Source organism: Streptomyces sp. NPDC001668 (assembly GCF_042893155.1).
Lineage (GTDB): Bacteria > Actinomycetota > Actinomycetes > Streptomycetales > Streptomycetaceae > Streptomyces.
This window is the reverse complement of sequence record NZ_JBIAUQ010000004.1, coordinates 349,950-370,903: the sequence shown is the minus strand read 5'-3', so window position 1 is coordinate 370,903 and position 20,954 is coordinate 349,950. Positions and strand designations below refer to the sequence as shown.

Annotated in this window: 20 protein-coding genes and 1 pseudogene; 8 read left to right on the top strand and 13 right to left on the bottom strand. The window is 71.1% G+C overall.

The genetic code is table 11. From position 1 onward, the window contains the following. Both ACFYZ8_RS14980 and ACFYZ8_RS14975 read left to right on the top strand, forming a co-directional pair. The gene (locus tag ACFYZ8_RS14980; RefSeq protein ID WP_359031152.1) at positions 1-462 is read left to right on the top strand and encodes a universal stress protein; all 462 of its coding nucleotides are present in this window, start codon (positions 1-3) and stop codon (positions 460-462) included. 160 nt (positions 463-622) lie between these two features. Then, positions 623-1,630, top strand: a pseudogene (locus ACFYZ8_RS14975) (amino acid permease); the annotation flags it as partial. Here ACFYZ8_RS14975 and ACFYZ8_RS14970 read toward each other — a convergent pair. Further along, the gene (locus ACFYZ8_RS14970) at positions 1,594-2,451 is read right to left on the bottom strand and encodes an alpha/beta fold hydrolase (RefSeq protein ID WP_388532705.1); all 858 of its coding nucleotides are present in this window, start codon (positions 2,449-2,451) and stop codon (positions 1,594-1,596) included. The pseudogene ACFYZ8_RS14975 and the gene ACFYZ8_RS14970 overlap by 37 nt on opposite strands. A 72-nt stretch (positions 2,452-2,523) precedes the next feature. Here ACFYZ8_RS14970 and ACFYZ8_RS14965 point away from each other — a divergent pair, with 72 nt between their 5' ends. Beyond that, entirely contained in the window at positions 2,524-3,000 is a 477-nt protein-coding gene (locus ACFYZ8_RS14965; RefSeq protein WP_359031149.1) for a MarR family transcriptional regulator, read from the top strand. A gap of 1 nt (position 3,001) precedes the next feature. On the opposite strand, the gene ACFYZ8_RS14960 is transcribed toward ACFYZ8_RS14965, so the two are convergent. Continuing rightward, positions 3,002-4,147, bottom strand: a complete 1,146-nt coding sequence (locus tag ACFYZ8_RS14960; RefSeq protein WP_359031148.1) for a CapA family protein — start codon at positions 4,145-4,147, stop codon at positions 3,002-3,004. 222 nt (positions 4,148-4,369) lie between these two features. On the opposite strand from ACFYZ8_RS14960, the gene ACFYZ8_RS14955 reads away from it, so the two are divergent. From ACFYZ8_RS14955 to ACFYZ8_RS14945, 3 genes are all read left to right on the top strand, one after another. Next, positions 4,370-4,915: a sigma-70 family RNA polymerase sigma factor gene (locus ACFYZ8_RS14955; protein WP_028807581.1), complete on the top strand. Its 546-nt coding sequence runs from the start codon at positions 4,370-4,372 to the stop codon at positions 4,913-4,915. 142 nt (positions 4,916-5,057) lie between these two features. Beyond that, on the top strand, positions 5,058-5,573 hold the full coding sequence (locus tag ACFYZ8_RS14950; protein ID WP_359031145.1) for a hypothetical protein: 516 nt from the start codon (positions 5,058-5,060) through the stop codon (positions 5,571-5,573). A gap of 151 nt (positions 5,574-5,724) precedes the next feature. Beyond that, complete coding sequence (locus ACFYZ8_RS14945; RefSeq protein WP_359031144.1) at positions 5,725-6,375, top strand: zf-HC2 domain-containing protein; 651 nt, start codon at positions 5,725-5,727, stop codon at positions 6,373-6,375. 10 nt (positions 6,376-6,385) lie between these two features. On the opposite strand, the gene ACFYZ8_RS14940 is transcribed toward ACFYZ8_RS14945, so the two are convergent. Both ACFYZ8_RS14940 and ACFYZ8_RS14935 read right to left on the bottom strand, forming a co-directional pair. Beyond that, the gene (locus tag ACFYZ8_RS14940) at positions 6,386-7,249 is read right to left on the bottom strand and encodes an Fpg/Nei family DNA glycosylase (protein WP_388532702.1); all 864 of its coding nucleotides are present in this window, start codon (positions 7,247-7,249) and stop codon (positions 6,386-6,388) included. Positions 7,250-7,300: 51 nt separating this feature from the next. After that, complete coding sequence (locus tag ACFYZ8_RS14935) at positions 7,301-9,388, bottom strand: SpoIIE family protein phosphatase (RefSeq protein WP_359031141.1); 2,088 nt, start codon at positions 9,386-9,388, stop codon at positions 7,301-7,303. 231 nt (positions 9,389-9,619) lie between these two features. Here ACFYZ8_RS14935 and ACFYZ8_RS14930 point away from each other — a divergent pair, with 231 nt between their 5' ends. Further along, positions 9,620-11,038, top strand: a complete 1,419-nt coding sequence (locus ACFYZ8_RS14930; protein ID WP_388532700.1) for a lipase maturation factor family protein — start codon at positions 9,620-9,622, stop codon at positions 11,036-11,038. Here ACFYZ8_RS14930 and ACFYZ8_RS14925 read toward each other — a convergent pair. From ACFYZ8_RS14925 to ACFYZ8_RS14885, 9 genes are all read right to left on the bottom strand, one after another. Further along, positions 11,035-12,084 carry a hypothetical protein gene (locus ACFYZ8_RS14925; RefSeq protein WP_388533746.1) on the bottom strand — a complete coding sequence of 350 codons (1,050 nt, stop codon included), beginning with the start codon at positions 12,082-12,084 and terminating at the stop codon, positions 11,035-11,037. The genes ACFYZ8_RS14930 and ACFYZ8_RS14925 overlap by 4 nt on opposite strands. A 79-nt stretch (positions 12,085-12,163) precedes the next feature. Continuing rightward, positions 12,164-13,006 carry an amidohydrolase family protein gene (locus ACFYZ8_RS14920; RefSeq protein WP_388532698.1) on the bottom strand — a complete coding sequence of 281 codons (843 nt, stop codon included), beginning with the start codon at positions 13,004-13,006 and terminating at the stop codon, positions 12,164-12,166. Continuing rightward, on the bottom strand, positions 13,003-13,317 hold the full coding sequence (locus ACFYZ8_RS14915; RefSeq protein WP_359031137.1) for an L-rhamnose mutarotase: 315 nt from the start codon (positions 13,315-13,317) through the stop codon (positions 13,003-13,005). The genes ACFYZ8_RS14920 and ACFYZ8_RS14915 overlap by 4 nt, the downstream gene beginning before the upstream one ends. Then, positions 13,314-14,282: an aldo/keto reductase gene (locus ACFYZ8_RS14910; RefSeq protein ID WP_388532696.1), complete on the bottom strand. Its 969-nt coding sequence runs from the start codon at positions 14,280-14,282 to the stop codon at positions 13,314-13,316. The genes ACFYZ8_RS14915 and ACFYZ8_RS14910 overlap by 4 nt, the downstream gene beginning before the upstream one ends. Next, positions 14,279-15,034, bottom strand: coding sequence for an SDR family oxidoreductase (locus ACFYZ8_RS14905; RefSeq protein ID WP_359031135.1), 756 nt, complete (start codon positions 15,032-15,034; stop codon positions 14,279-14,281). Before ACFYZ8_RS14905 ends, ACFYZ8_RS14910 begins: the two co-directional genes overlap by 4 nt. Then, complete coding sequence (locus ACFYZ8_RS14900) at positions 15,031-16,380, bottom strand: L-fuconate dehydratase (RefSeq protein WP_388532694.1); 1,350 nt, start codon at positions 16,378-16,380, stop codon at positions 15,031-15,033. The genes ACFYZ8_RS14905 and ACFYZ8_RS14900 overlap by 4 nt, the downstream gene beginning before the upstream one ends. 35 nt (positions 16,381-16,415) lie before the next feature. Further along, a complete protein-coding gene (locus tag ACFYZ8_RS14895; protein ID WP_388532692.1) occupies positions 16,416-17,441 on the bottom strand; it encodes an ABC transporter permease in 1,026 nt (341 codons plus the stop codon). Further along, on the bottom strand, positions 17,434-18,927 hold the full coding sequence (locus ACFYZ8_RS14890; RefSeq protein ID WP_388532690.1) for a sugar ABC transporter ATP-binding protein: 1,494 nt from the start codon (positions 18,925-18,927) through the stop codon (positions 17,434-17,436). The genes ACFYZ8_RS14895 and ACFYZ8_RS14890 overlap by 8 nt, the downstream gene beginning before the upstream one ends. Further along, positions 18,924-19,997 (bottom strand): sugar ABC transporter substrate-binding protein, encoded by a 1,074-nt coding sequence (locus ACFYZ8_RS14885; protein WP_388532688.1) that lies wholly within the window; start codon positions 19,995-19,997, stop codon positions 18,924-18,926. The genes ACFYZ8_RS14890 and ACFYZ8_RS14885 overlap by 4 nt, the downstream gene beginning before the upstream one ends. A gap of 203 nt (positions 19,998-20,200) precedes the next feature. Here ACFYZ8_RS14885 and ACFYZ8_RS14880 point away from each other — a divergent pair, with 203 nt between their 5' ends. Beyond that, positions 20,201-20,902, top strand: a complete 702-nt coding sequence (locus tag ACFYZ8_RS14880) for a FadR/GntR family transcriptional regulator (RefSeq protein WP_388532686.1) — start codon at positions 20,201-20,203, stop codon at positions 20,900-20,902. Positions 20,903-20,954: the final 52 nt, after the last annotated feature.

Below are 20,954 nucleotides of genomic sequence, written 5' to 3'. Positions count from 1 at the left end.
GTGACGGAACAGCATGCGCACCAGTTCGAGCGGGGCACGGACGGGCCCAAGGTCATCGTCGTCGGCGTGGACGGCTCCGATTCCTCGCTCCGCGCCGCGGCGTACGCCGGAGGTCTGGCCCGGCGGCAGCACGCGCTGCTCGCCGTGGTGTACGTCCAGCCGGTGATGGCCTCGGGCGCCGCGCTCGGCGCTCCGGTCGCCGAGACCACGGACGAGATCGCCGAGGACCTGGTCGCCCAGATCCGGCACGCGACCGAGCAGAACAAGGGGATATTCGATGTGCGCTGGGAGTTCCACACCTTCCGCGGCGACCCCTACAGCGGGCTGACGAAGGCCGCGGACGAGCTCAAGGCCGACGCGGTGGTCGTCGGCGCCTCGGAGCAGGCCGGGCACCGGATCGTCGGTTCCGTCGCGGTACGGCTGGTCAAGGCGGGGCGGTGGCCGGTGACGGTGGTGCCGTAGGCCCGGGGGTTCATGCCAGGGCTCCGGGTAGCAGCGCATGAACATCCGGGTGAAGTGGGTGCCGTAGTGGATGTACTCGGTGGAGTCCGGGGCGTCCAGGGGGCGGGCCACCGCTCATGATCTGCCGTCAGCGTTTGCCGGACGCGAAGAGGTGAGGCGCATGGCCCGGCTCCGTATGGGCGAGGGGATTCTCCGGCGCAAACCCATCGAACGCATCGAGGAGACGGAGGCAGGCGCGGACACCGGCCTCGAACGGTCGCTCGGCCTGTGACAGCTGACCGCGATAGGCGTAGGCGGCATCTTCGGGGCGGGCATCTTCACCCTGGCCGGGACCGTGGCCACCGGTACGGCGGGGCCCGCAGTCCTCGTCTCCTTCCTCGTGGCCGCTGTCGCGAGCGCCGCGGCCGCGCTGTCGTACGCCGAGTTCGCGGGCTGGTTCATCGGCTGGGACCTGCTGCTGGAGTACGCGGCGATCGTGGCGGTGGTGGCGATCGGCATCTCCGGCTGCTTCAGCTTCCTGGTCGGGGAGATGGGCGCCGATCTGCCGCACTGGATGCTGGGCGCGCCCGGTACCGGCGACGGGCACCGGGGGGACCTGTTCGCCGCGGTGCTGTGTCTGCTGAACCTCGGCATCCGCGACGCGGCCCGCTTCGAGATGGCCGTCATGGTCCTCAAGGTGCTGGTCCGGTGCGGCGAGGGTGTTCTTCGCGGTCTTCGGGTACGACGCGACTACCAGGACATCGACAAGGAGAGCGGGTTCTCCACGGCGTTCAAGTCGGTGGGCCTCGGCGGGCTCGCGGACGTGATCGCGGTGGGCGCGATCATCGGCATCCTCACGGTGATGTTCACGTTCATGCTCGGGGTGACCCGGGTGTGGTTCTCGATGCCCCGGGACGGGCTGCTGCCCCGCTGGTTCGCGAAGACGCACCCGACGCGGCACGGGCCCACGCGCGTGACGCGGATCGTCGGCTTCGCGTCGGCCGCCATCGCCGGGTTCCTGCCGATCGGCGAGGCGGCCGAACTGACCAACATCGGGATCCTGCCGGCCTTCGTGGTGGTGTGCACGGCGGTGATCGTGCAGTGGCAGACCTGGGTGCGGTTCGCCGTGTGGTTCGCGATCGGGTGCGTGATCTATTGCGGGTACTCGTACAAGCGGTCGGCGCCGGCGGAGAGTTGGAGCGAACGCAGGAAGTCCAACACGATCGCGTTGAACTCCTCGGGCTTCTCCAGGTTCGGGAAGTGCGAGGTGCCCTCCACCAGGACCGAGCGGCCGTTCTGCGCGGTGGCGGCGTAGCGTTCGGCGTCGGCGAGCAGGTCCGGCGAGTCGAGCGTGCCGTTGACGGTGAGGACCGGGACGTCGATCTTCGGGACGCGGGCCCAGGTGTCGGTCATGGGGACGTGCCAGTTCTTCTCGCCCACCGTGTGTTTGGCGACGGTGTGCAGGGCCATCTCGCGCAGGTGGTCCAGGATGCGCGGGTCGACCTCGCCGGTCCCGCGGAACGGACCCGCGACGGCCCCGAGGAACACCTTCAGCCAGCCCTCGATGTCGCCCGAGTACAGCATCCGCTGGGATTCGGCCACAGACTTCCGCGTCACCTCATCGGTGTACTCGAAGTCGCTGACGGAGGCCCCGCTCAGGACGATCCCGCGGACCAGTTCCGGATACTCGATCGCCGTGTCACCGGCGACGGCCCCGCCCATCGAGACCCCGACCAGCACCGCGGGGCCCACGTCCAGATGACGCAGCAGGTCGGCGAGGTCGTCGGCCCAGCGGAACGGCTTGCTGGCGTTGGCGGTCCAGCCGTGGCCGCGGATGTCCACGGCGAGGACGCGGTGACCGGCCGCCAGGGCCGGGATCTGGGCCTCGAAGAGGCGGTGGTCGACGTAGCCGGAGTGCAGGAGGACGACGGGGTCGCCGGTGCCGGTGTCGAGGTAGGCGATGTTCCCGTCGGCGGATGCGAAGAAGCTCAGTTCCGAAGCAGCTATCATGACAACCAAGGTGTCATCTCCGGCGGACTTTGACAACCCGGTTGTCATGATGAACCGGTGCATGATGAACGGGTGAACGACATCGACGAGCCACTGCCACCCGACGATCTCGGCCACCGGGTCAGCGAGGTGTTCGATCTGGTCGGCGCGCTCTACCGGCGCGGCCTGCGCACACTGGAGCAGGACGAGGCGGACCGGGGGATGTCCGTCGGCGTGCGCTCCGTCCTCGTCCTGCTGCACAGGTACGGGCCCATGACGGTTCCTCAGATGGCCCGGATCATGGCGCTGACCCGGCAGTTCGTGCAGCGCATGACCAACGACGCGCTGGACCGGGGCTGGGTGGAGGCCACGCCCAACCCCGCCCACCAGCGGTCCTCGCTGATCCGGATCACGGACGAGGGCACGGCCGCCATCACCGCGGCCCTGGCGCGCGAGCACGCCCTGAACCGGCAGGTCGGCGGCGGCGAGCTGACCGACGCCGAACTGCGGGCGTGCGTACGCGTGTTGAAGGAGATGCTGCGGACCTTCGACCACGCGGACGTGGACTGACCTACTGCCCCATCGTGAGCCCGTCCTTCGCCGCGCCCCGGCTCAGCACCACCTCGCGGATCCGGTCGCGGACGCCCTCGACGTCGGCGCCCTGCGCGATCGCCTGGTTGAGGTTCACCACCCGGCCGGCGTCCACGTCGAACATCTGTGGCACGAACTCCGCCTTCGCCACCCGCCAGCGCTCACCCGGCCTGGCGGGCGGGGCGAAGGTGAAGCGGCCGAGGGTGGACTGGTTGCCCCGCGGGTCCTGGGCGCCCTCGTGGTTGAACATCTCACCGGCGATCTGGTCGCCCATGCCGTAGACCACCCAGGTGCCGTTGACCTTCTCGTACGCCTGCGGGACATGCGCGTGGGTGCCGAGGATCAGGTCGACGTCGGGGCGGGTGCCGGTGCGGGCGGCGGTCAGGTCGCGGGCGAGGGCCAGCTGCTGCTCGTCGGGCGCGTCCTGCCATTCGGTGCCCCAGTGCAGGGATACGACGACCACGTCGGCGCCCGCCTTCCGGGCGGCCCGGGCGTCCGCCAGGATCTTGTTCTCGTCCATCAGGTTCACCGCCCAGGGCTGTCCCTGGGGCAGCGGGAAGCCGTTGGTGTCATAGGTGTAGGCGAGGTGGGCGACCTTCGCCGGCCCCGCGCGCAGGACGGTGACCGTGCGCGCCTCGGCCTCGGTACGGGCCGATCCGGCGTGCCGTACGCCCGCCCGGTCCAGGGCGTCGAGGGTGCGGCGGATACCGTCGGCACCGTCGTCGAGGCTGTGGTTGGAGGCGGTGGAGCAGCCGTCGTAACCGGTGACGGCCAGCGCCTTGGCCACCTCGGGCGGGGACTTGAAGGTCGGGTAGCCGGTGTAGTCGCCGTTCGCGCCGTAGACGGTCTCCATGTGACACAGCGCCAGATCGGCGCGGGAGACGACGGAACGGATTCCGGCCAGCATCGGGCGGAAGTCGTAGCCGTCGCCGCCGGCGTCGAAGCGGGCCCGGTCGATGATCGAGCTGTGCGGCAGGACGTCACCGGAGGCGACGAGCGTGAAACCGCGCGGTGCGGCGGACGGGGCCGGGTGCCCGGGTGTCCCGTGGCCGTGCGCCTGGCAGGCGGCTCCTGCGGCGAGCAGGGCCGTGAGGGCCAGGGCAACCTGCCTTCTGCGTGCAATCATCAGCTCACCCCACTGAGGTCATATTTACTGACGAATAGGTATGAGCTTGTCCGTGTCCGCAAACGGCCCGGCCGCCTTCTTGACCCGTCCGGGGCGGACGGAACACCGATCGGGACGCGGAAGGGACCGTTCACCGAACCGTTCGTCGACGCGATCGACCGTCCGCCGCAGATCCTTGTGCGTGCCCTGTCCCCCGGACCCGTGCTGCGGTGCCATACGGCCATGACGGCCGGAACCACCCTCACGAACGGGACGACCGCCGAGCACGAGCTCGCCGCACTGCAGCGGGAGCACGGCCGGCCCCTCTTCGCGCTCCTGCTCCGGCTCAGCGACGGTGACCGGCAACGCGCCGAGGACCTGGTGCAGGAGACCCTCGTGCGCGCCTGGCAGCATCCCGAGGCGTTGCGCGCCGACGACTTCGAGTCCGTACGGCCATGGCTGCTGACCGTGGGGCGGCGGCTCGCGATCGACGCGCGGCGGGCCCGGCAGGCGCGTCCCGCCGAGGTCGGCGACGCGGTCCTGGAGAACGCGCGGGTGTGCGCCGATCACGCCGAACGGGCCGCCGCCGCCCTCGACGTACGCGAGGCTGTGAAGACACTCACTCCCGAGCACCGTGAAGTCCTGGTGCTGGTGTATTTCCAGGGGGCGAGTGTGGCGGAGGCCGCCGAGATCCTGGGGATTCCGCCCGGTACCGTGAAGTCCCGCGCGTACTACGCGCTGCGCGCCCTGCGCCGGGTGCTTCCCGGATACGCGGCCGACCTGCGGTGAAACCAATGGGAAAGTCAAACCTCCGTAAAGCGCCTTGCTGAGGACCCCGGTTGAGTAATCGGCTGTCCTCATCCGTGTTCCGGATGGGGTCCTCAGGCCCGGGGTCGGGCGACGCGCACGCACCGGAGGAAGGCAGGAAGGGATGCTGCACAGAGGTCAAGAGAGCACGGACGGCACCGGCGGCGGGGAACTCGTCGTCCCCATGGCCTGGTTGTACGCCGAGTACATCGCCGACGAGCTGCTGCGCTCCGGCGATCTGATGCCGCCGACGTCCTTCGAGTTCCGGGCCGGGCGGGACGCGCTGGCGCTGACCGTCTTCCTCGCCGACACCGAGGGAGAGCTCTCGGGCATCCAGGTCGTCTCCCAGCTGGAGAACTGGCTGTCCCTGACGGCGTACGACCAGCCCTGGCAGGACTGGGTGTGCGAGCGGATGGCCGCTTTGACCGCCAAGGCGGTCGCCACCGGTGAGCCCGCCGCGGACCTGGAACTCGCGGCGGCGGCCTGGCGCTGGCTGGAGGAGACGGAGCTGCTCGCGCCCGATCTGAACGCCGTGCCGGGCGGCGGTTCCGGGGTCGGTGAGGACGAGGGTCCGAAGGTGTGGACACCCGCGTGGCAGCTCGGTCTGCCGCTCGGGCACCTCGCCATCCACCTTTTCTAGATTCTTTTCGATTCGGACCAATCCGCGGGGCCGACCGCTCCGAATCCCTTGGTCACGATTCTGTGCATGCCTTGAGTGATTCGGCGGGCTGGTGCGTACCGGTGGGAGCAAGGAGTAACCCCACCCACACTCAACGGCACGAGGTTTCCGCATGAGGTCCTTGGAGAGGCATCGCGACGTCGGCGCGTACGCGCTCGGCGTGCTGGACGAGGCGGAGGCCTTCCGCTTCGAGGACCACCTCATGGAGTGCCCCAAGTGCGCGGCACACGTGACCGAGTTCGGTCCTGTGACCCGCCAGATGATGTTGTACCGCCGGGCGACCCCGCGGGCCGTGCACCCCATGGCCCAGCCCGGCCCCCAGCTGCTCAACCGCCTCCTCGGCGAGGTCGCCAGCCGCCACCGGGCGCGCCGCAGGCGGCTGTTGTACGCGGTGGCCGCCTCCGTGGTCCTGACCGTGGGCGGTTCCACCCTCGCGATGACCGCGGCCGGCGACACGGAGCGGACGGCCAGCGTCGAGGCCACCGACGCCCGGTCCGGCGTGTGGGCCCAGGTCACCACCGAGGACGAGGACTGGGGCACCCAGGTGGAGCTCAAGGTCAAGGACGAGTCCGGCCCCCGCGCCTGCCACCTCGTCGCGATCAGCCGCGACGGCAAGGAGGAGACCGTCACCGGCTGGAACGCCGGGCACGCCACCGGCGACGACACCATGATGGGCAGCTCCACCTTCCACGCCGACCAGATCGACCGCTACGAGGTCAGGACGACGGGCGGGGAGCATCTGGTGACACTGGATCCCGGCTGACGGGGTCCGGTCACTTGAGCAGGCGCGACAGCCTCCGGTCCGCCAGCGGCCTGCCGCCCGTCTGGCAGGTGGGGCAGTACTGGAGCGAGGAGTCGCTGAAGGAGACCTCGCGGATGGTGTCCCCGCAGACCGGGCAGGGATCGCCGGTGTGGCCGTGCACCCGCAGGCCGGACTTCTTCTCCGACTTCAGGCGGCCCGCCGCCACCCCCCTCGATCGTTCCACCGCTTCGGTGAGGGTCGTGCGCAGGGCCCGGTAGAGGGTTTCCGTCTCCTCGGGGGTCAGCGATGCCGCCAGTTTGAACGGGGACATGCGTGCCGCGTGCAGGATCTCGTCGCTGTAGGCGTTGCCCACGCCGGCGATGAGACTCTGGTCGCGCAGGGCGCCCTTCAGCTGCCGCCGCTCCCCCTTCAGGAGGGCCGCGAGGCTCGCCCCGTCGAAGTCCTCCGCGAGAGGATCGGGACCCAGCCGGGCGACGCCGGGAACGTCCTGGGGGTCGGCCACCACGTACACCGCGAGGCGCTTCTGCGTGCCCGCCTCCGTGAGGTCGAAGCCCGCGCCGGTCTCCAGCGCCACGCGCAGGGCCAGGGGGCCCTTGCCGGGGCGGGGCGGCCCGTCGGGCAGGCGGTCCTTCCAGTGCAGCCAGCCCGCGCGGGCCAGATGGGTGACGAAGTGCGGGCCGCCGTCCGTCGTGAGGTCGAGGAACTTGCCGTGCCGGTGCACGGCGACCACCTCGCGGCCCTCCAGGGCGGTGAGCGGAGGGTCGTACGTCTTCAGGACGCTGATGGCCACCGGCAGCACGCGCACGATCTCGTGGCCGACCAGGTTCTCGGTGAGGAAGTCCTTGAGCGCTTCCACCTCGGGGAGTTCCGGCATACGTCCAGAGTGCCACCGGGGGCCGCTGTGGTCAGCTCAGGTCCGGTCGGCTCAGGTCCGGTCCCCCACGACGAACTCGCACCACACGCACTTCCCGCCGCCCCGCGCCTCGACCCCCCACACGTCGCTCAGCAGGTCGACCAGGAGCAGACCGCGCCCGGAGACCCCCGACTCGCCCGCCTCCCGGCGCCGGGGCAGGGCGCTGGAGGAGTCCTCGACCTCGACGCGCATCCGCCGGTCGGAGCCGGTCAGGACCCGCAGGGTGACGATCGCGGAGCCCTCGGTGTGCATCAGGGCGTTGGTGATCAGCTCGTCGGCGACCAGTTCGATGTCGTCGGAGCGCTCCCGCGCGCCCCAGGCGCCGACCGCGGCCCGGATCATGTGCCGGGCCTGGGTGAGGGCCTCGGGGTCCCCCGGCGCCACATGCTGCTGGAGGCGGCCGCCGGACTGCGGGGTGTCCAGGTTGCGGCGGCGCAGCAGGAGCAGCGCCACGTCGTCGTCGCCGCGGCGCTCCTCGGCCACGTCGATGAGCCGGTCGGCGAGCTCCCACACGTCGGCGGGGCCGACGGCGATGAGGCTGGTGAGGGTCCGCATGCCGTCGTCGAGGTCGGCGCCGGGCTGTTCGACCAGCCCGTCGGTGCACAGCAGCAGGGTGCCCCCGGGGTCGAGTTCGAGGGTGGAGACCGGGTAGTCGAGCTGCCCGAACTCGGCGGACAGCCCGAGCGGCAGCCCCCCGTCCACGGTCACCCGCCGGCAGCTGCCGTCCGCGAGCCGGACCAGCGGGTCGATGTGGCCCGCCCGGACGACCTGGACGACTCCGGTGGCGAGGTCGGCCTCGGCGTACAGGCAGGTCGCGAAGCGGTCGGTGTCGAGCTCGTGGAGGAACACGGAGGCCCGGGCCATCACCGTGGCCGGGGTGTGGCCCTCGGCGGCGTAGGCCCGCAGCACGATCCGCAGCTGGCCCATGACGGCGGCGGCGTGGGTGTCATGGCCCTGGACGTCACCGATGACGGCACCGACCCGGCCGCCGGGCAGCGGGATCAGGTCGTACCAGTCGCCGCCGATGTCCCGGGCCAGCGCGCCCTCGCCGCTGGCGGCCCGGTAGCGGACGGCGACGTCGGCGCCGGGGACGCTGGGGATGGTGCGCGGCAGCATGGCCTGCTGGAGACCGGTGGCGAGGTCCTTCTCCTGCTCGTAGAGCATGGCCCGCTGGAGGCTCTGGGCGATGCTGCTGCCGAGGGCGATGAGGACGTTGCGGTCCTCGGGGGTGAAGCCGTGGCGGTCGCTGTAGAGCAGGCCCATGGCGCCGATCGGGCGGGCCTCGGCGATCAGCGGGAGGTAGGCGGCGGAGGTGATGTGGAGGCCGGTGATGTGCGGCCACAGGATCGGGTAGCGGTCCGCGAACTCCTCCGGCGACTCGATGAACCGGGGGCTGAGCGTGCGCACGGCCTCGCTCATCGGGTACGGCTCGTCGATCCGGGTGATGTCGGTGCCGGGCACGAAGCTTCCCTCCGGGCCCTCGGCGATCAGCCGGATGCGGCCCGCCTCGACCAGGCCCATGACCAGGCTGGTGGCGCCGAGGTGGGTGAGGCCGTGGGTGTCCTTGAGGACGTCGATGACGTCCTGGACGGTCCGGGCGTGCGCGAGGGCGGCCGTGGTGAGCTGGACGACGTTGGTCTGCCGGCGCCGGGCCTCGTCCAGGGCGGCCTGCTCCCGGCGGGCCTCCAGCTCGCCCATCTCCTGGGTGGCGTCACGGAGGATCCCGATGATCCGGCGCGGGCGTCCGGTCTCGTCCCGGCGGATGTAGCCCTGGGTGTGGGTCCAGCGCAGGGTGCCGTCGCGGCAGCGGATGCGGAAGTAGGTGCCGTAGTTCTCGCTGCCGTCCTTGATCGCCTGGGCGACCAGGGCGTCGAGCCGGTGCGCCTCTGCCGTCGGCACCCGGACGGCGAGGCTCACGGGGTTGCCGTCGTACTCCTCGGGGCGCAGGTCGAAGACCTCGTGGGCCTGGGCGTCCATGTGGAACAGACTGTTGTCCAGGTCCCAGTCGAAGCTGCCCATACGGTTGAGCGCCAGGATCGGATCCGGGTGGGCGGGCCAGTCGTCCGGGAGTGACAGGGCGCTCGCTCCCCGATCAACCATGGGGCCACCTTGCCAGGATTTGCCCGATTCTTCGACCGGGGGGCGGTGCCGGTGCCGGTGGGGCCGGGGGCCCGGCGGGGACCAGTCCCCGTCGTCCTCGGGACGGTCGTACGGGTGCCACCCGGGTCACCGTTGTCCGATCCCCTCCCTTCTGTTACGCAAGCGCGTGGGTAGGTACACGGAGCGTCACGCAGAGGTTCGGGGGACAATGGGAGGCAGGAGAGAACGGCCGTGGACTGGTTCACCGCACCCGACTACTGGCTGAGCCGGCTGGTCTTCCAGCGGGCTCTGGCAGGGCTGTACTTCGTCGCGTTCCTGGCGGCGGCCCTGCAGTTCCGGGCGCTGCTCGGGGAGCGCGGGATGCTGCCGGTCCCCCGTTTCGTGGCGCGGGTGCCGTTCCGGCGGGCGCCGAGCGTCTTCCAACTCCATTACTCGGACCGGTTCTTCGCGCTCTGCGCGTGGACGGGCTGCGCGGTGGCGGTCGCACTGGCGGCGGGCCTCGACTCCCTGCTGCCGCTGTGGGGCGGGATGCTGCTGTGGCTGGTGCCGTGGCTGCTGTATCTGTCGATCGTCAACGTGGGCCAGACCTGGTACGGCTTCGGCTGGGAGTCCCTGCTGCTGGAGGTCGGCTTCCTCGCGGTGTTCCTCGGCAACGACGAAGTGGCCCCGCCCGTCCTGGTGTTGTTCCTGCTGCGCTGGATCCTGTTCCGGGTCGAGTTCGGCGCCGGACTGATCAAGATGCGCGGCGACGCCTGCTGGCGCAAGCTCACCTGCCTGGACCACCATCACGAGACACAGCCGATGCCCGGGCCGCTGAGCTGGTACTTCCACCATCTGCCGAAGCCGCTGCACCGGGTCGAGGTGGCCGCGAACCATGTCACCCAACTAGCTGTGCCCTTCCTCCTGTTCACCCCGCAGCCGATCGCGACGGCCGCCGCGTCCCTGATGATCGTGACCCAGCTGTGGCTGGTGCTCTCCGGCAACTTCGCCTGGCTGAACTGGATCACGATCGTGCTGGCGTCGTCGGCGCTGGAACTCCCGGGAGACGCGCCCGACCTGCCCGCCACCCCGCTCTGGTACGAGGTCGTGGTCCTCGCCGTCGCCGCGCTGCTCCTCGGCCTGAGCTACCACCCGGTCCGCAACATGCTCTCGCGCCGCCAGATCATGAACCGCTCCTTCGACCCGCTCCATCTCGTCAACACCTACGGCGCGTTCGGCAGCGTCAGCCGGATCCGCTACGAGGTGGTGGTCGAGGGCACGGCGGCCGACGTTCCGCGCAGGGACTCCGAGTGGAGGGAGTACGAGTTCAAGGGCAAGCCGGGCGATCCACGGCGCTGGCCGCGCCAGTTCGCGCCCTACCACCTGCGTCTGGACTGGATGATGTGGTTCGCCGCGCTGTCCCCGGCGTACGCCGAGTCGTGGTTCGGCACCCTGGTCGAACGGCTCCTGGAGAACGACCCCGCCACACTGCGGCTGTTGCGCCGCTCCCCGTTCCCGGCGGACGCCCCGCCCCGCTACGTCCGCGCCCGGCTGTTCCGGTACCGGTACACGACGTGGCGCGAGCTGCGGGAGACGGGGGCGTGCTGGGAGCGGACATATGTGCGGGAATTCCTGCCACCGACACGGCTGGCGGAAGCCGTGCGGCGTTAGAACGGGTCGGCGTACGGACGGTTCCGCACCCGCTCGTGGATCTCACGCAGCCACTCCTCGCGTACCGCGGGCAGCCGGGCCAGGGTGCGGAGGAACACCCCCCAGTCGGGCCGGAACAGGCTGTGGGGGCGCGGCGGCAGCGGATCGTCACGCAAGACTCCGCCGGGCATTCGCCCTGCCACGGGCATGGACAACAAGTGCCGGTCCGGGTAAGCCAGTTGCACCCAGATGTCCGCGGCCACCGGTACGGCGACGGTGCCGGGCGACGGCCAGGTTCTGCCCGTCCGCGGGTGCGTGGGCACCAGCGCGATGTCGGCGGTGGGGGCGGGCAGGGACGGGCCGGCGAGCGCCGCCGTCCTGGCCGGCCGCCGCGCCGGAAGCAGGGTGTCGAGCGCGTGGCGGAAGACGTCCGCGACAGGTCCGTCGGGTACCGCCACGGAGGCGCCGTCCGAGGCGGCCAGCAGGTGGGCCAGTGAGACTCCGGCCGCCGCCGCCCAGCGCGGACTCCAGCCTCCGGCCTGGTCGACCGGCGGCTCCGTCTCCCGCCGCTCCGCCCAGTCCTGCCAGGACTCCGCCTCCGGAGCGCTGTCCTCGGCGCGGACACCGCGCACGGCGTCGGGATCGAACCGGACCGACTGCCAGTACGAGCAGTCGTCGATACGCGTGGCCACCGCCTGCCCGCACCTCCCGCACGCCAGGTTCGGGCCGTCCCTGCCGTCCAGTCCGCAGCAGAACCCGCCGGACCGCTCCGGGATCACAACCGTGCCTCGTGTGTCGCCCGGCGCGACGAAGACCGCCCCGGGTGCCCCGTAGGACAGTGCGAAGACCGGCGCGTACACGCCTCGCTTCTCCGCCTCGGCCGCCCCGGTCTCGTCCCAGCGCCGCCACGGCGGCCCCGAGGGTTCCGGGTCCACGGCGTAGGTGCCGGCGTCCATGAGCACCGGGAGCAGGGTCCCGTTCCCCCATGTCTGGTGGACCTCGGCGGGCAGCGCGACCCGCGACACCTCTGCGGTCAGCACGGCGTCGCAGCCCGCGCACACGAACACGGCCAAGCATCCTCCCACCCCTGGACCTCACGGGATTGTCCCGGCCGGGGGGTCGGCGGCCAACTGCTTTTCCGTGCGGCTACGCCCCGGGTGCGGTGAGCCCGTAGACCCGGTCGGCGGTGGCCCCGAAGACCTGGGCGTGGACGGACACGGGTACCAGCCGGCGTGCGGTGTCGAGTACTTCCTCGTAGGTCGCGGCGAGCGTGCACACCGGCCAGTCCGAGCCGAACATCAGGCGGTCCGGCCCGAAGGCGTCGAGGACCGTGTCCGCGTAGGGGCGCAGGTCGTCGATGGTCCAGGACACGGGGTCGGCCTCGGTGACCATGCCGGAGAGTTTGCAGACGGTGTTGGGGAGGCCGGCGAGGGCACGGACATCGGTCGCCCAGGGTTCCAGGGTGCCGGAGGCGATGGGGGGCTTGCCCAGGTGGTCGAGGACGAAGGTGAGGTGCGGGAGCGACTCGGCCGCCTTCACGCAGGCGGGAAGTTGGTGCGGGAGGACCACCAGGTCGTGGACCAGGCCGGCGTCCGCCACCGCGGCCAGGCCCCGGCGTACGTCAGGGCGCAGCAGCCACTCGGGATCGGGCTCGCCCTGGACCTGGTGGCGGATGCCCTTGAGGTAGGTACCGCCGGGGAGTTGCCGCAGCCGACCCAGCTCGTCGGCGATGTCGGGACGGGTCAGGTCGGTCCAGCCGACGACGCCCGCGATCAGCTCGTGCGCGGCCGCGAGGGCGAGGAACTCCGGGGTCTCCTCGGGAACGGTGACCGTCTGGACCAGGACCGTGCGGTGGACGCCGGCCGCGCGGGCCTCGGGTGCGAGGTCCGCCACGGAGAAGTTCCGCCGCAGCGGGCTGCCCGGGGCGATCCAGTCCTGGTCCCGCACCGACAGGTCCCACACGTGGTGGTGCGCGTCGACCACCGTCACGGCAGCTCCCACACGACGGGCAGGCCGGCGTCGGCGCCCTCGTCGGAGTAGTCGTGCACCACGTCGAGGAGTTCGGCCATGCGGGCCTGCCAGGTGACGTTCACCGGGAGTTTCTCCAGTTCGGCGAGGAGGCGGCCGTAGTCCTCGCACTCCAGGACGTGGAAGAGGTCGGTGCCGCTGCGCCAGATCGTCCAGGAGGTGGCCCCGGCGGCGCGGATCGCGTCGGTGAGTTCGACGGGGACCTCGCGGTGGGCGGCCTCGTACGCGTCGACGCGGTCCGCGCGGACCTTGGTGTGCAGGGCCACTCTCATGACGGCTCCTCGGTGGTCAGCAGACCGGTGTCGCGCAGCTCCTGCCAGAACGCCGGGGGCACCGGCGTCGCGAACTGCTCGGCGGCGTCCCGGACTTCGGCCGCCGAGCGCGCTCCCACCAGGACACTGGCCACTGCGGGGTGGGCCGCGCAGAAGGCCAGGGCGGCGGCCCGCAGGGTGATGCCGTGCCGCTCGGCGATCTCCTTCATGCGCAGGGCCCGGTCGAGCAGGTCGCCCGGGGCCTGCGCGTAGTTGTACGTCGATCCCGGCCCCGGGTCCGCCAGCAGACCGGAGTTGAAGGCGCCGCCGATGACCACGGAGACGCCCCGCTCCACGGCGGCGGGCAGCAGTTCGGTGAGGGCGCTCTGGTCGAGCAGGGTGTAGCGCCCGGCGCACAGCACCACGTCGACGTCGGTCTCCCGGACGAAGCGGGTGAGCATCCCGGCCTGGTTCATGCCGGCGCCGATCGCCCCCACGACTCCCTCCGCGCGGAGCTTCTCCAGGGCCGGATAGCCCTCGCGGAAGGCCTCTTCGGCGTGGTCGTCGGGGTCGTGCAGGTAGACGACGTCCACGCGGTCGAGGCCGAGCCGTTCGAGGCTCGCCTCCAGGGTGCGGCGTACGCCGTCCGCGCTGAAGTCCCAGACGCGGCGCCGGGTGGCGGGGACGGCGAAGCCGTTCGCGAGGTCGTCGCCACCGTCCGTGGACGGCTCCAGGCGTCGGCCGACCTTCGTGGAGAGCGTGAACTCCGAGCGCGGAAACGTACGCAGAGCCTCCCCCAGCCTGCGCTCCGCGAGGCCCAGTCCGTAGTGCGGGGCGGTGTCGAAGTAGCGGATGCCGCTCTGCCAGGCGGCATCGACCGCTTCGTGCGCCTGCTCGTCGCTCACCTCGTGGAAGAGGTTGCCGATGACGGCGCCGCCGAAGGCCAGCCGGCTGACCGGGACCCCGCTGCGGCCCAGGGTGTTCACTGGCCCACCGGCCTCAGGCGCAGGCCCTGCATGCCGCCGTCGACGGCGAGGGAGGTGCCGGTCGTGGCGCCGGAGAGCGGGCTCGCCAGGTAGGCGATGGCACCGGCGACCTCGTCCGCGGAGACGAGTCGGCCCGTGGGCTGGCGGGCTTCCAGCGCGGCGCGTTCGGCGGCCGGGTCGGGGGCCTTGGCGAGGAGGCGCCCGATCCACGGCGTGTCCGCGGTACCGGGGTTGACGCAGTTCACGCGGATGCCCTCGCGGACGTGGTCGGCGGCCATGGCGAGGGTCAGGGAGTACACGGCCCCCTTGGTCGCGCTGTACAGGGCCCGCTGCGGGAGCCCCGCGGTGGCGGCGATGGAGGAGGTGTTCACGATCGCCGCGTGGGCGGACTCGCGCAGATGGGGCAGGGCGGCGCGGGCCACCCGGACCATGCCGACGACGTTGACGTCCAGGACGCGGTGCCATTCGTCGTCGTCGTTGTCCGCGACGGTGCCCTGGGCGCCGATGCCCGCGTTGTTGACCACGATGTCGAGTCCGCCGAGGTCGGCGGCGGCAGCGGCGACGGCCTCGCGGACGGAGGCGTCGTCGGTGACGTCGGCGCGGTAGGCGAGCAGGGGCTTCTCGACCGAGGAGGGGTCCAGGTCGAGGACGGCGACCTGGGCCCCGCGCGAGACTAGGAGTTCGGCGGTGGCCCGGCCGATGCCGGAGGCGCCGCCGGTCACCAGAGCCTTGAGTCCCTCGAAGTCGCTCATGCCGCCTGCCCCTTCTTCTGTGCGTCGTCGGCGAGGTCTTCTGCCCAGAAGGCCCCGTCCGGGAACGTGTACCGCGCGATCGACTCCGGGCGCATCGCCGCCGAGAATCCCGGCGCGGTGGGTGCCGTGTAGTGGCCCTCGCGGATCACCACGGGATCCAGGAAGTGGTCGTGCAGATGGTCGACGTACTCGATGACCCGGTCCTCGGTGGTGCCGGTGACGGCCACGTAGTCGAACATCGACAGGTGCTGGACGAGTTCGCACAGGCCCACCCCGCCCGCGTGCGGGCAGACCGGCACACCGAACTTGGCGGCGAGCAGGAGGATGGCGAGGTTCTCGTTGACCCCGCCGACGCGGGCCGCGTCGATCTGCACCACGTCCAGGGCGCCCGCCTGGAGGAGCTGCTTGAAGACGACCCGGTTCTGGACGTGCTCGCCGGTGGCCACCTTCACCGGGGCGACCGCCTCGCGGATCGCGGCGTGGCCGAGGATGTCGTCGGGGCTGGTGGGCTCCTCGATCCAGTACGGGTCGAACTCGGCGAGCGCCTTGGTCCAGCGGATCGCCTCCTCGACGTCCCAGCGCTGGTTGGCGTCGATCGCCATGCGGATGCCGGGGCCGACGACCCGGCGGGCGACGCGGCAGCGCCGTATGTCGTCCTCCAGGTCGGCGCCGACCTTGAGCTTGATCTGCCGGAAGCCGTCGGCGACGGCCTCGGCGGCGAGCCGGGTGAGCTTCTCGTCGTCGTAGCCGAGCCAGCCGGCGGAGGTGGTGTAGGCGGGGTAGCCGCGCTCCTGGAGCCGCTCGGCGCGCTCCCGCGAGCCCGCACGGCCGCGCCGCAGGATCTCCAGTGCCTCCTCGGGGGTCAGCGCGTCCGTGAGGTAGCGGAAGTCGATCTGGCCTACCAGCCACTCGGGGTCGCCCTCGGCCAGCAGCCGCCACAGCGGCTTGTCCGCGCGCTTGGCGGCCAGGTCCCACACGGCGTTGACGACCGCGCCGATCGCCATGTGCATCACGCCCTTCTCGGGGCCGAGCCAGCGCAGCTGGCTGTCGCCGATCAGGTCGCGGTTCAACGTCCCCGGGTCCGCGCACAGTTCGTCGACGGACCGCCCCACCACATGCCCGCGCAGCGCCTCGATCGCGGCGACCTGGACCTCGTTGCCCCGCCCGATGGTGAAGGTGAATCCGTGCCCCTCGTGCCCGTCGGCCGCGTCCGTGCGCAGCACGACATAGGCAGCCGAGTAGTCGGGGTCCGGGTTCATCGCGTCGGAGCCGTCGAGCTCGCGCGAGGTGGGGAAGCGGATGTCGTAGGTGTCGACCGCGGTGACGCGGGCGGGGGTCGAGGACACGGAAGGCCTTTCGGTAGGGGACGGGACGGGCGGACTCAGTCCTGGGCACGTCCCGTCGTCACACGGGCGATCATGAGGGCGACCAGGATGATTCCGCCGTAGATGGCCTGGATCCAGAAGGACGGCACCTGGGCGAGCGTGAGCAGGTTCTGTACGACTCCCAGCAGGAGTACGCCGGTCAGGGCGCCGAACATGGTGCCCTTGCCGCCGTCGAGGCTGATGCCGCCGATGACCGCGGCCGCGAACACCGTGAAGATCATGTTCTGGCCCTGGTTGGCGCTGATCGCGCCGACGTAGCCGGTCTGCATGATGCCGCCGACGGAGGCGAGGACACCGGCCACGACGAACACCCCGAGCATGACGCGCTCGACGCGGATGCCTGCGGCGCGGGCCGCGTCGGGGTTGCCGCCGATGGCGTACAGGGAGCGGCCGACGCGGTGGTACTTCAGGACGAACCCGGTGACGGCGAAGGCGACGGCGGCGAGCCAGACGGACATCGGGATGTTCAGGGAGGTGGTCGTGGCCAGGGAGTAGAAGCTGTCCGGCATGCCGAAGAGGGTCTTGCCCTTGGTGGCGCCGACGAGCAGTCCGCGCAGCACGATCAGCATCGCGAGCGTCACGATGAACGCGTTCAGTTTGAACTTGACGACCAGGATGCCGTTGAAGGCGCCGACCGCCGCGCCGACCACGAGGATCGCCAGCATGGCGAGGACGGCCGGGAACTCGGTCCCCCAGCCGGACTGCGCGGCGGGCAGGACGAGAAGGGCTCCCACGGCGGGGGCGATGCCGACGACCGACTCCAGGGAGAGGTCGAACTTGCCGGTGATGAGGACCAGCGACTCGGCCAGCACGACCATCGCGAGGGCGGCCGAGGCGCCGAGGATGGAGATCAGGTTGCGCTCGGTGAGGAACGAGTCGTTGACGAACGCGCCGAGCACCATGAGCAGCAACAGGGCGGGCACGAGGGCGAGTTCGCGGGCGCGGCGCAGCAGGACCGTCCGGGCCGCCCGCGCCTCGGGCACCCGCACCTGCTTCACGGGCGGAGCCTGGGTGTCAGCCATGGTGGTCCACTCCTTCGATGGAGGCGATCAGCTCGTGGTCGCGCCAGCCGGCCGGGTGCTCGGCGACCACGCGGCCGTGGAAGAGGACGAGGACGCGGTCGCAGCGGCGCAGGTCGTCGAGTTCGTCGGAGACGACGAGGACCGCGGTGCCGTCCTCGCGGGCGGTGTCCACGCGGGAGAGCAGGGATTCCTTGGACTTCACGTCGACGCCCGCGGTGGGGTTGATGAGGACGAGCAGACGGGGGTCGGAGGCGAGGGCGCGCGCCATGACGACCTTCTGCGCGTTGCCTCCGGACAGATCGGAGACGGGCTGGTCGGGGCCCTCGGTGTGGATGTCGAGGCGGTCGATCAGCTCGGTGGCGAAACCGCGCTTGCGGTCGGTGCCGACGAACCCGTACCGGCCGAGCCGGTCGAGGACGCTGAGGGTGGCGTTGTCGCCGATGGTCATGCCGAGGACCAGGCCCTGGGCGTGCCGGTCGCGCGGCACGAAGCCGACGCCGGCCGCCAACGAGGCTTTCACGTCGCCGAACGGCAGGGGCGTGCCGTCGAGTCGGGCCGTTCCGCCGGTCGGGGTGTGCAGTCCCGTGAACGTCTCGGCGAGCTCGATCTTGCCGCTGCCGCTGATGCCGGCGAGTCCGACGACCTCCCCGCGGCGCACGGTGAGGTCGATGTCCTCGTAGGCGCCGGAGGTGAGACCGCGGGCGTCGAGGAGGACCGGGGCGCCGTCCTCGACACCCCTGATGTCCACGGCCTGTTCGGTGACGGTCTCGCCCGCCATGGCCTCGATCAGGGCCGCCCGGGGCATGTCGGCGACCGGGGCGGTGGTGATCCAGCGGGCGTCCCTGAGGACCGTCACCGTCTGGCAGACCTCGTACACCTCCTGGAGGTGGTGGGAGATGAACAGGAAGGTGACACCGGAGTCCTGGAGCGCCCGCATCCGGCCGAAGAGCCGCTCGATCTCCCGCTTGTCGAGCTGCGCCGTCGGCTCGTCGAGGACGATGAAGCGGGCGCCGAAGCTCAACGCCCGTGCGATCTCCACCATTTGGCGGTCCTCGACCTTGAGGTCGGCGGTGCGCGCCTCCGGGTCGACGCGCACGTCCCAGGTGTCGAGGAGTTCGGCGGCCTCCTTCCTCAGCCTGCGCCAGCTGATGAAGCCCTTCTCCAACGGCTGCCGGTTGATGAAGAGGTTCTCGGCGACCGTCAGCTCGGGTACGACGGTGGGCTTCTGGTAGACGCAGGCGACCTTGCGGCGCCAGGCGTCCCGGTCGGTGAGCGGGGGCGCGGGCTCGCCGTCGAAGCGGACGGTGCCCTCGTCGGGGGCCTGGAGGCCGGTGAGGATCGTGACGAGGGTGGACTTGCCCGCGCCGTTGCGGCCGACGAGCGCGTGGGACTCGCCGGACAGGACGGTGAGCCGCCCGTCGGCGAGGGCGGTCGTGGGGCCGTACCGCTTGACGACCCCGTGGGCTTCGACGAGTGGGGTGCTCATTTGACCGTGTTGCCCCACAGCTTGGGGTCGTCGACGTTGTCCTTGGTGACCAGGGGCGCGGGCAGCTGGTCCTCCAGGATCCCGCTGGACAGCTTGACGATCGTGGAGTCGTGGTCGGTCGGGCCGGGCTTGAAGGTCTTCCCCTCCATGGCGGCCTTGATGTAGTACATGCCGTACTTGGCGTACAGGTCGGCGGGCTGGGAGACGGTGGCGTCGATCTCGCCCTTGCGGATGGCGTCGTACTCCTGCGGGATGCCGTCGTTGGAGACGATGGCGATGTGGCCCGCGGTGCCCGCCTTCTTCAGCATCCCCTTGGACTTGAGGGTCTGCAGGGTCGGGGCGAGGTAGACGCCGCCGGCCTGCATGTAGATGCCCTTGATGTCGGGGTTGGCGTTCAGGAGGGTGCCCAGCTGGGAGGCGGCCGTGTCGGACTCCCACTTGGCGGGGATCTCCAGGACCTTCAGCTTCGGGAAGTTCTTCTTCACGCAGGCCCGGAACGCCTCGGAGCGGTCGCGGCCGTTGACGGAGGCGAGGTCGCCCATGATCTGCACGACCTTGCCGGAGGTGATGTGCTCCCCGAGGTACTGGCAGGCCTTCTCGCCGTACGAGACGTTGTCGGCCCGTACGACCATGGCGACCTTGCCCTTGTCGGGGGCCACGTCGACGGCGACGACCGGGACGCCCTTGCGTTCGGCCTGGTCGAGGCCGGCCTCGATGGCGGCGCTGTCGAGGGGGGCGACGACCAGGCCCTTCACACCCTGGTTCAGCTCGTTGTTGATGTCGGTGATCTGCTGGGAGGGATCGCTGTTGGAGTTGACCGTCTTCAGCGTGTCCACCCCCTCGGACTTGGCCATCTTGGGCACGTAGTCGTTGTACGACTGCCAGAACGGCGAGGTCAGCAGCGGCAGGATCACACCCACCTTGCCGGTCCCGTCGCCTCCCGCACTGCCGGCGCTGCCGGTGTCCTTGGTGCTGCCGCACGCGGCGAGCACGAGCGAGGCGCTCGCGGCCGCGGCCACCGCGCCGATGATCCTTCTGTTCCGCTTCCCCACTGCTGTCCTGCCGGGCATCTGGCGGCTCCTCGTTGAGCGTGCTTCGCGTGGTCGAACATGAGCGTGTTCGAGCAGATGACGGCATACTTATCAGACCACTCGCCCTTGGCAATACCCTTCGGCGGCATATTTTCTCGACTTCCGGCCATAGTGGTCCGACCACATCGGCGGCTAGACTTCGGCGCACCTGGTGGGTGGCACCCGGTGAGCGGAGGAGTGGCGTGGACCAGACAGCCCCGCAGAAGGGCACCGTGACGCAGCGCGCCATCGAGCAGATCAAGGCGATGATCGGCGAGGGCCGCCTGGAGCCGGGCCAGCGGCTGCCGACCGAGCGTGATCTGGCGGTGCAGCTGGGCATCTCCCGCAGTTCGATGCGGGAGGCGATCCGCGCGCTGACGGTGCTGGGCGTGCTGGAGGCGCGGCACGGCTCCGGGATCTACGTCACCCAGCTGGACGCCGGCGACCTGCTGGAGACCTTCGGTGTGGTGGCCGACCTGTCCCGGGGCCCGCAGCTGGTGGAACTCCTGGAGGTACGCCGCATCCTGGAGTCGACGGCGACCGCGCTGGCCGCCGCCCGGATCACGCCGGACCAGCTGGCCGAGGTCGAGAAACACCTCACGGCGATGAACGCCACCGACGACCCGGAGGAGATCCTCGCCCACGACCTGGCCTTCCACCGCGAGATCGCTGTGGCGGCCGGGAACGACACGATGGCGGCGATCCTGGAGGGCCTGTCGTCCCGCACCTTCCGGGCCCGGGTCTGGCGCGGCTACCAGGAGGAGGGCGCGTTCGAACGAACGCGGCGCGAACACGCCGCGATCCACCGGGCCCTGGTCGCCCACGACCCGGAGGCGGCCCGGGCCGCGGCGGCCGCGCATGTCGGCGAGGTGGAGGAGTGGCTGCGGGCACAGCTCGGGGCCTGAACGAGGGGGAGGTCCGGGTGGAGCTGTGCAGGCCGGTGGCTGCCGAGCGGCC

Bases quoted from the DNA above. Each gene is read 5' to 3' on its own strand.
- ACFYZ8_RS14970 (WP_388532705.1), bottom strand. From the start codon at position 2,451: ATGATAGCTGCTTCGGAACTGAGCTTCTTCGCATCCGCCGACGGGAAC.
- ACFYZ8_RS14960 (WP_359031148.1), bottom strand. From the start codon at position 4,147: ATGATTGCACGCAGAAGGCAGGTTGCCCTGGCCCTCACGGCCCTGCTC.
- ACFYZ8_RS14955 (WP_028807581.1), top strand. From the start codon at position 4,370: ATGACGGCCGGAACCACCCTCACGAACGGGACGACCGCCGAGCACGAG.
- ACFYZ8_RS14950 (WP_359031145.1), top strand. From the start codon at position 5,058: ATGCTGCACAGAGGTCAAGAGAGCACGGACGGCACCGGCGGCGGGGAA.
- ACFYZ8_RS14945 (WP_359031144.1), top strand. From the start codon at position 5,725: ATGAGGTCCTTGGAGAGGCATCGCGACGTCGGCGCGTACGCGCTCGGC.
- ACFYZ8_RS14940 (WP_388532702.1), bottom strand. From the start codon at position 7,249: ATGCCGGAACTCCCCGAGGTGGAAGCGCTCAAGGACTTCCTCACCGAG.
- ACFYZ8_RS14935 (WP_359031141.1), bottom strand. From the start codon at position 9,388: ATGGTTGATCGGGGAGCGAGCGCCCTGTCACTCCCGGACGACTGGCCC.
- ACFYZ8_RS14915 (WP_359031137.1), bottom strand. From the start codon at position 13,317: ATGAGAGTGGCCCTGCACACCAAGGTCCGCGCGGACCGCGTCGACGCG.
- ACFYZ8_RS14905 (WP_359031135.1), bottom strand. From the start codon at position 15,034: ATGAGCGACTTCGAGGGACTCAAGGCTCTGGTGACCGGCGGCGCCTCC.
- ACFYZ8_RS14895 (WP_388532692.1), bottom strand. From the start codon at position 17,441: ATGGCTGACACCCAGGCTCCGCCCGTGAAGCAGGTGCGGGTGCCCGAG.
- ACFYZ8_RS14890 (WP_388532690.1), bottom strand. From the start codon at position 18,927: ATGAGCACCCCACTCGTCGAAGCCCACGGGGTCGTCAAGCGGTACGGC.
- ACFYZ8_RS14885 (WP_388532688.1), bottom strand. From the start codon at position 19,997: ATGCCCGGCAGGACAGCAGTGGGGAAGCGGAACAGAAGGATCATCGGC.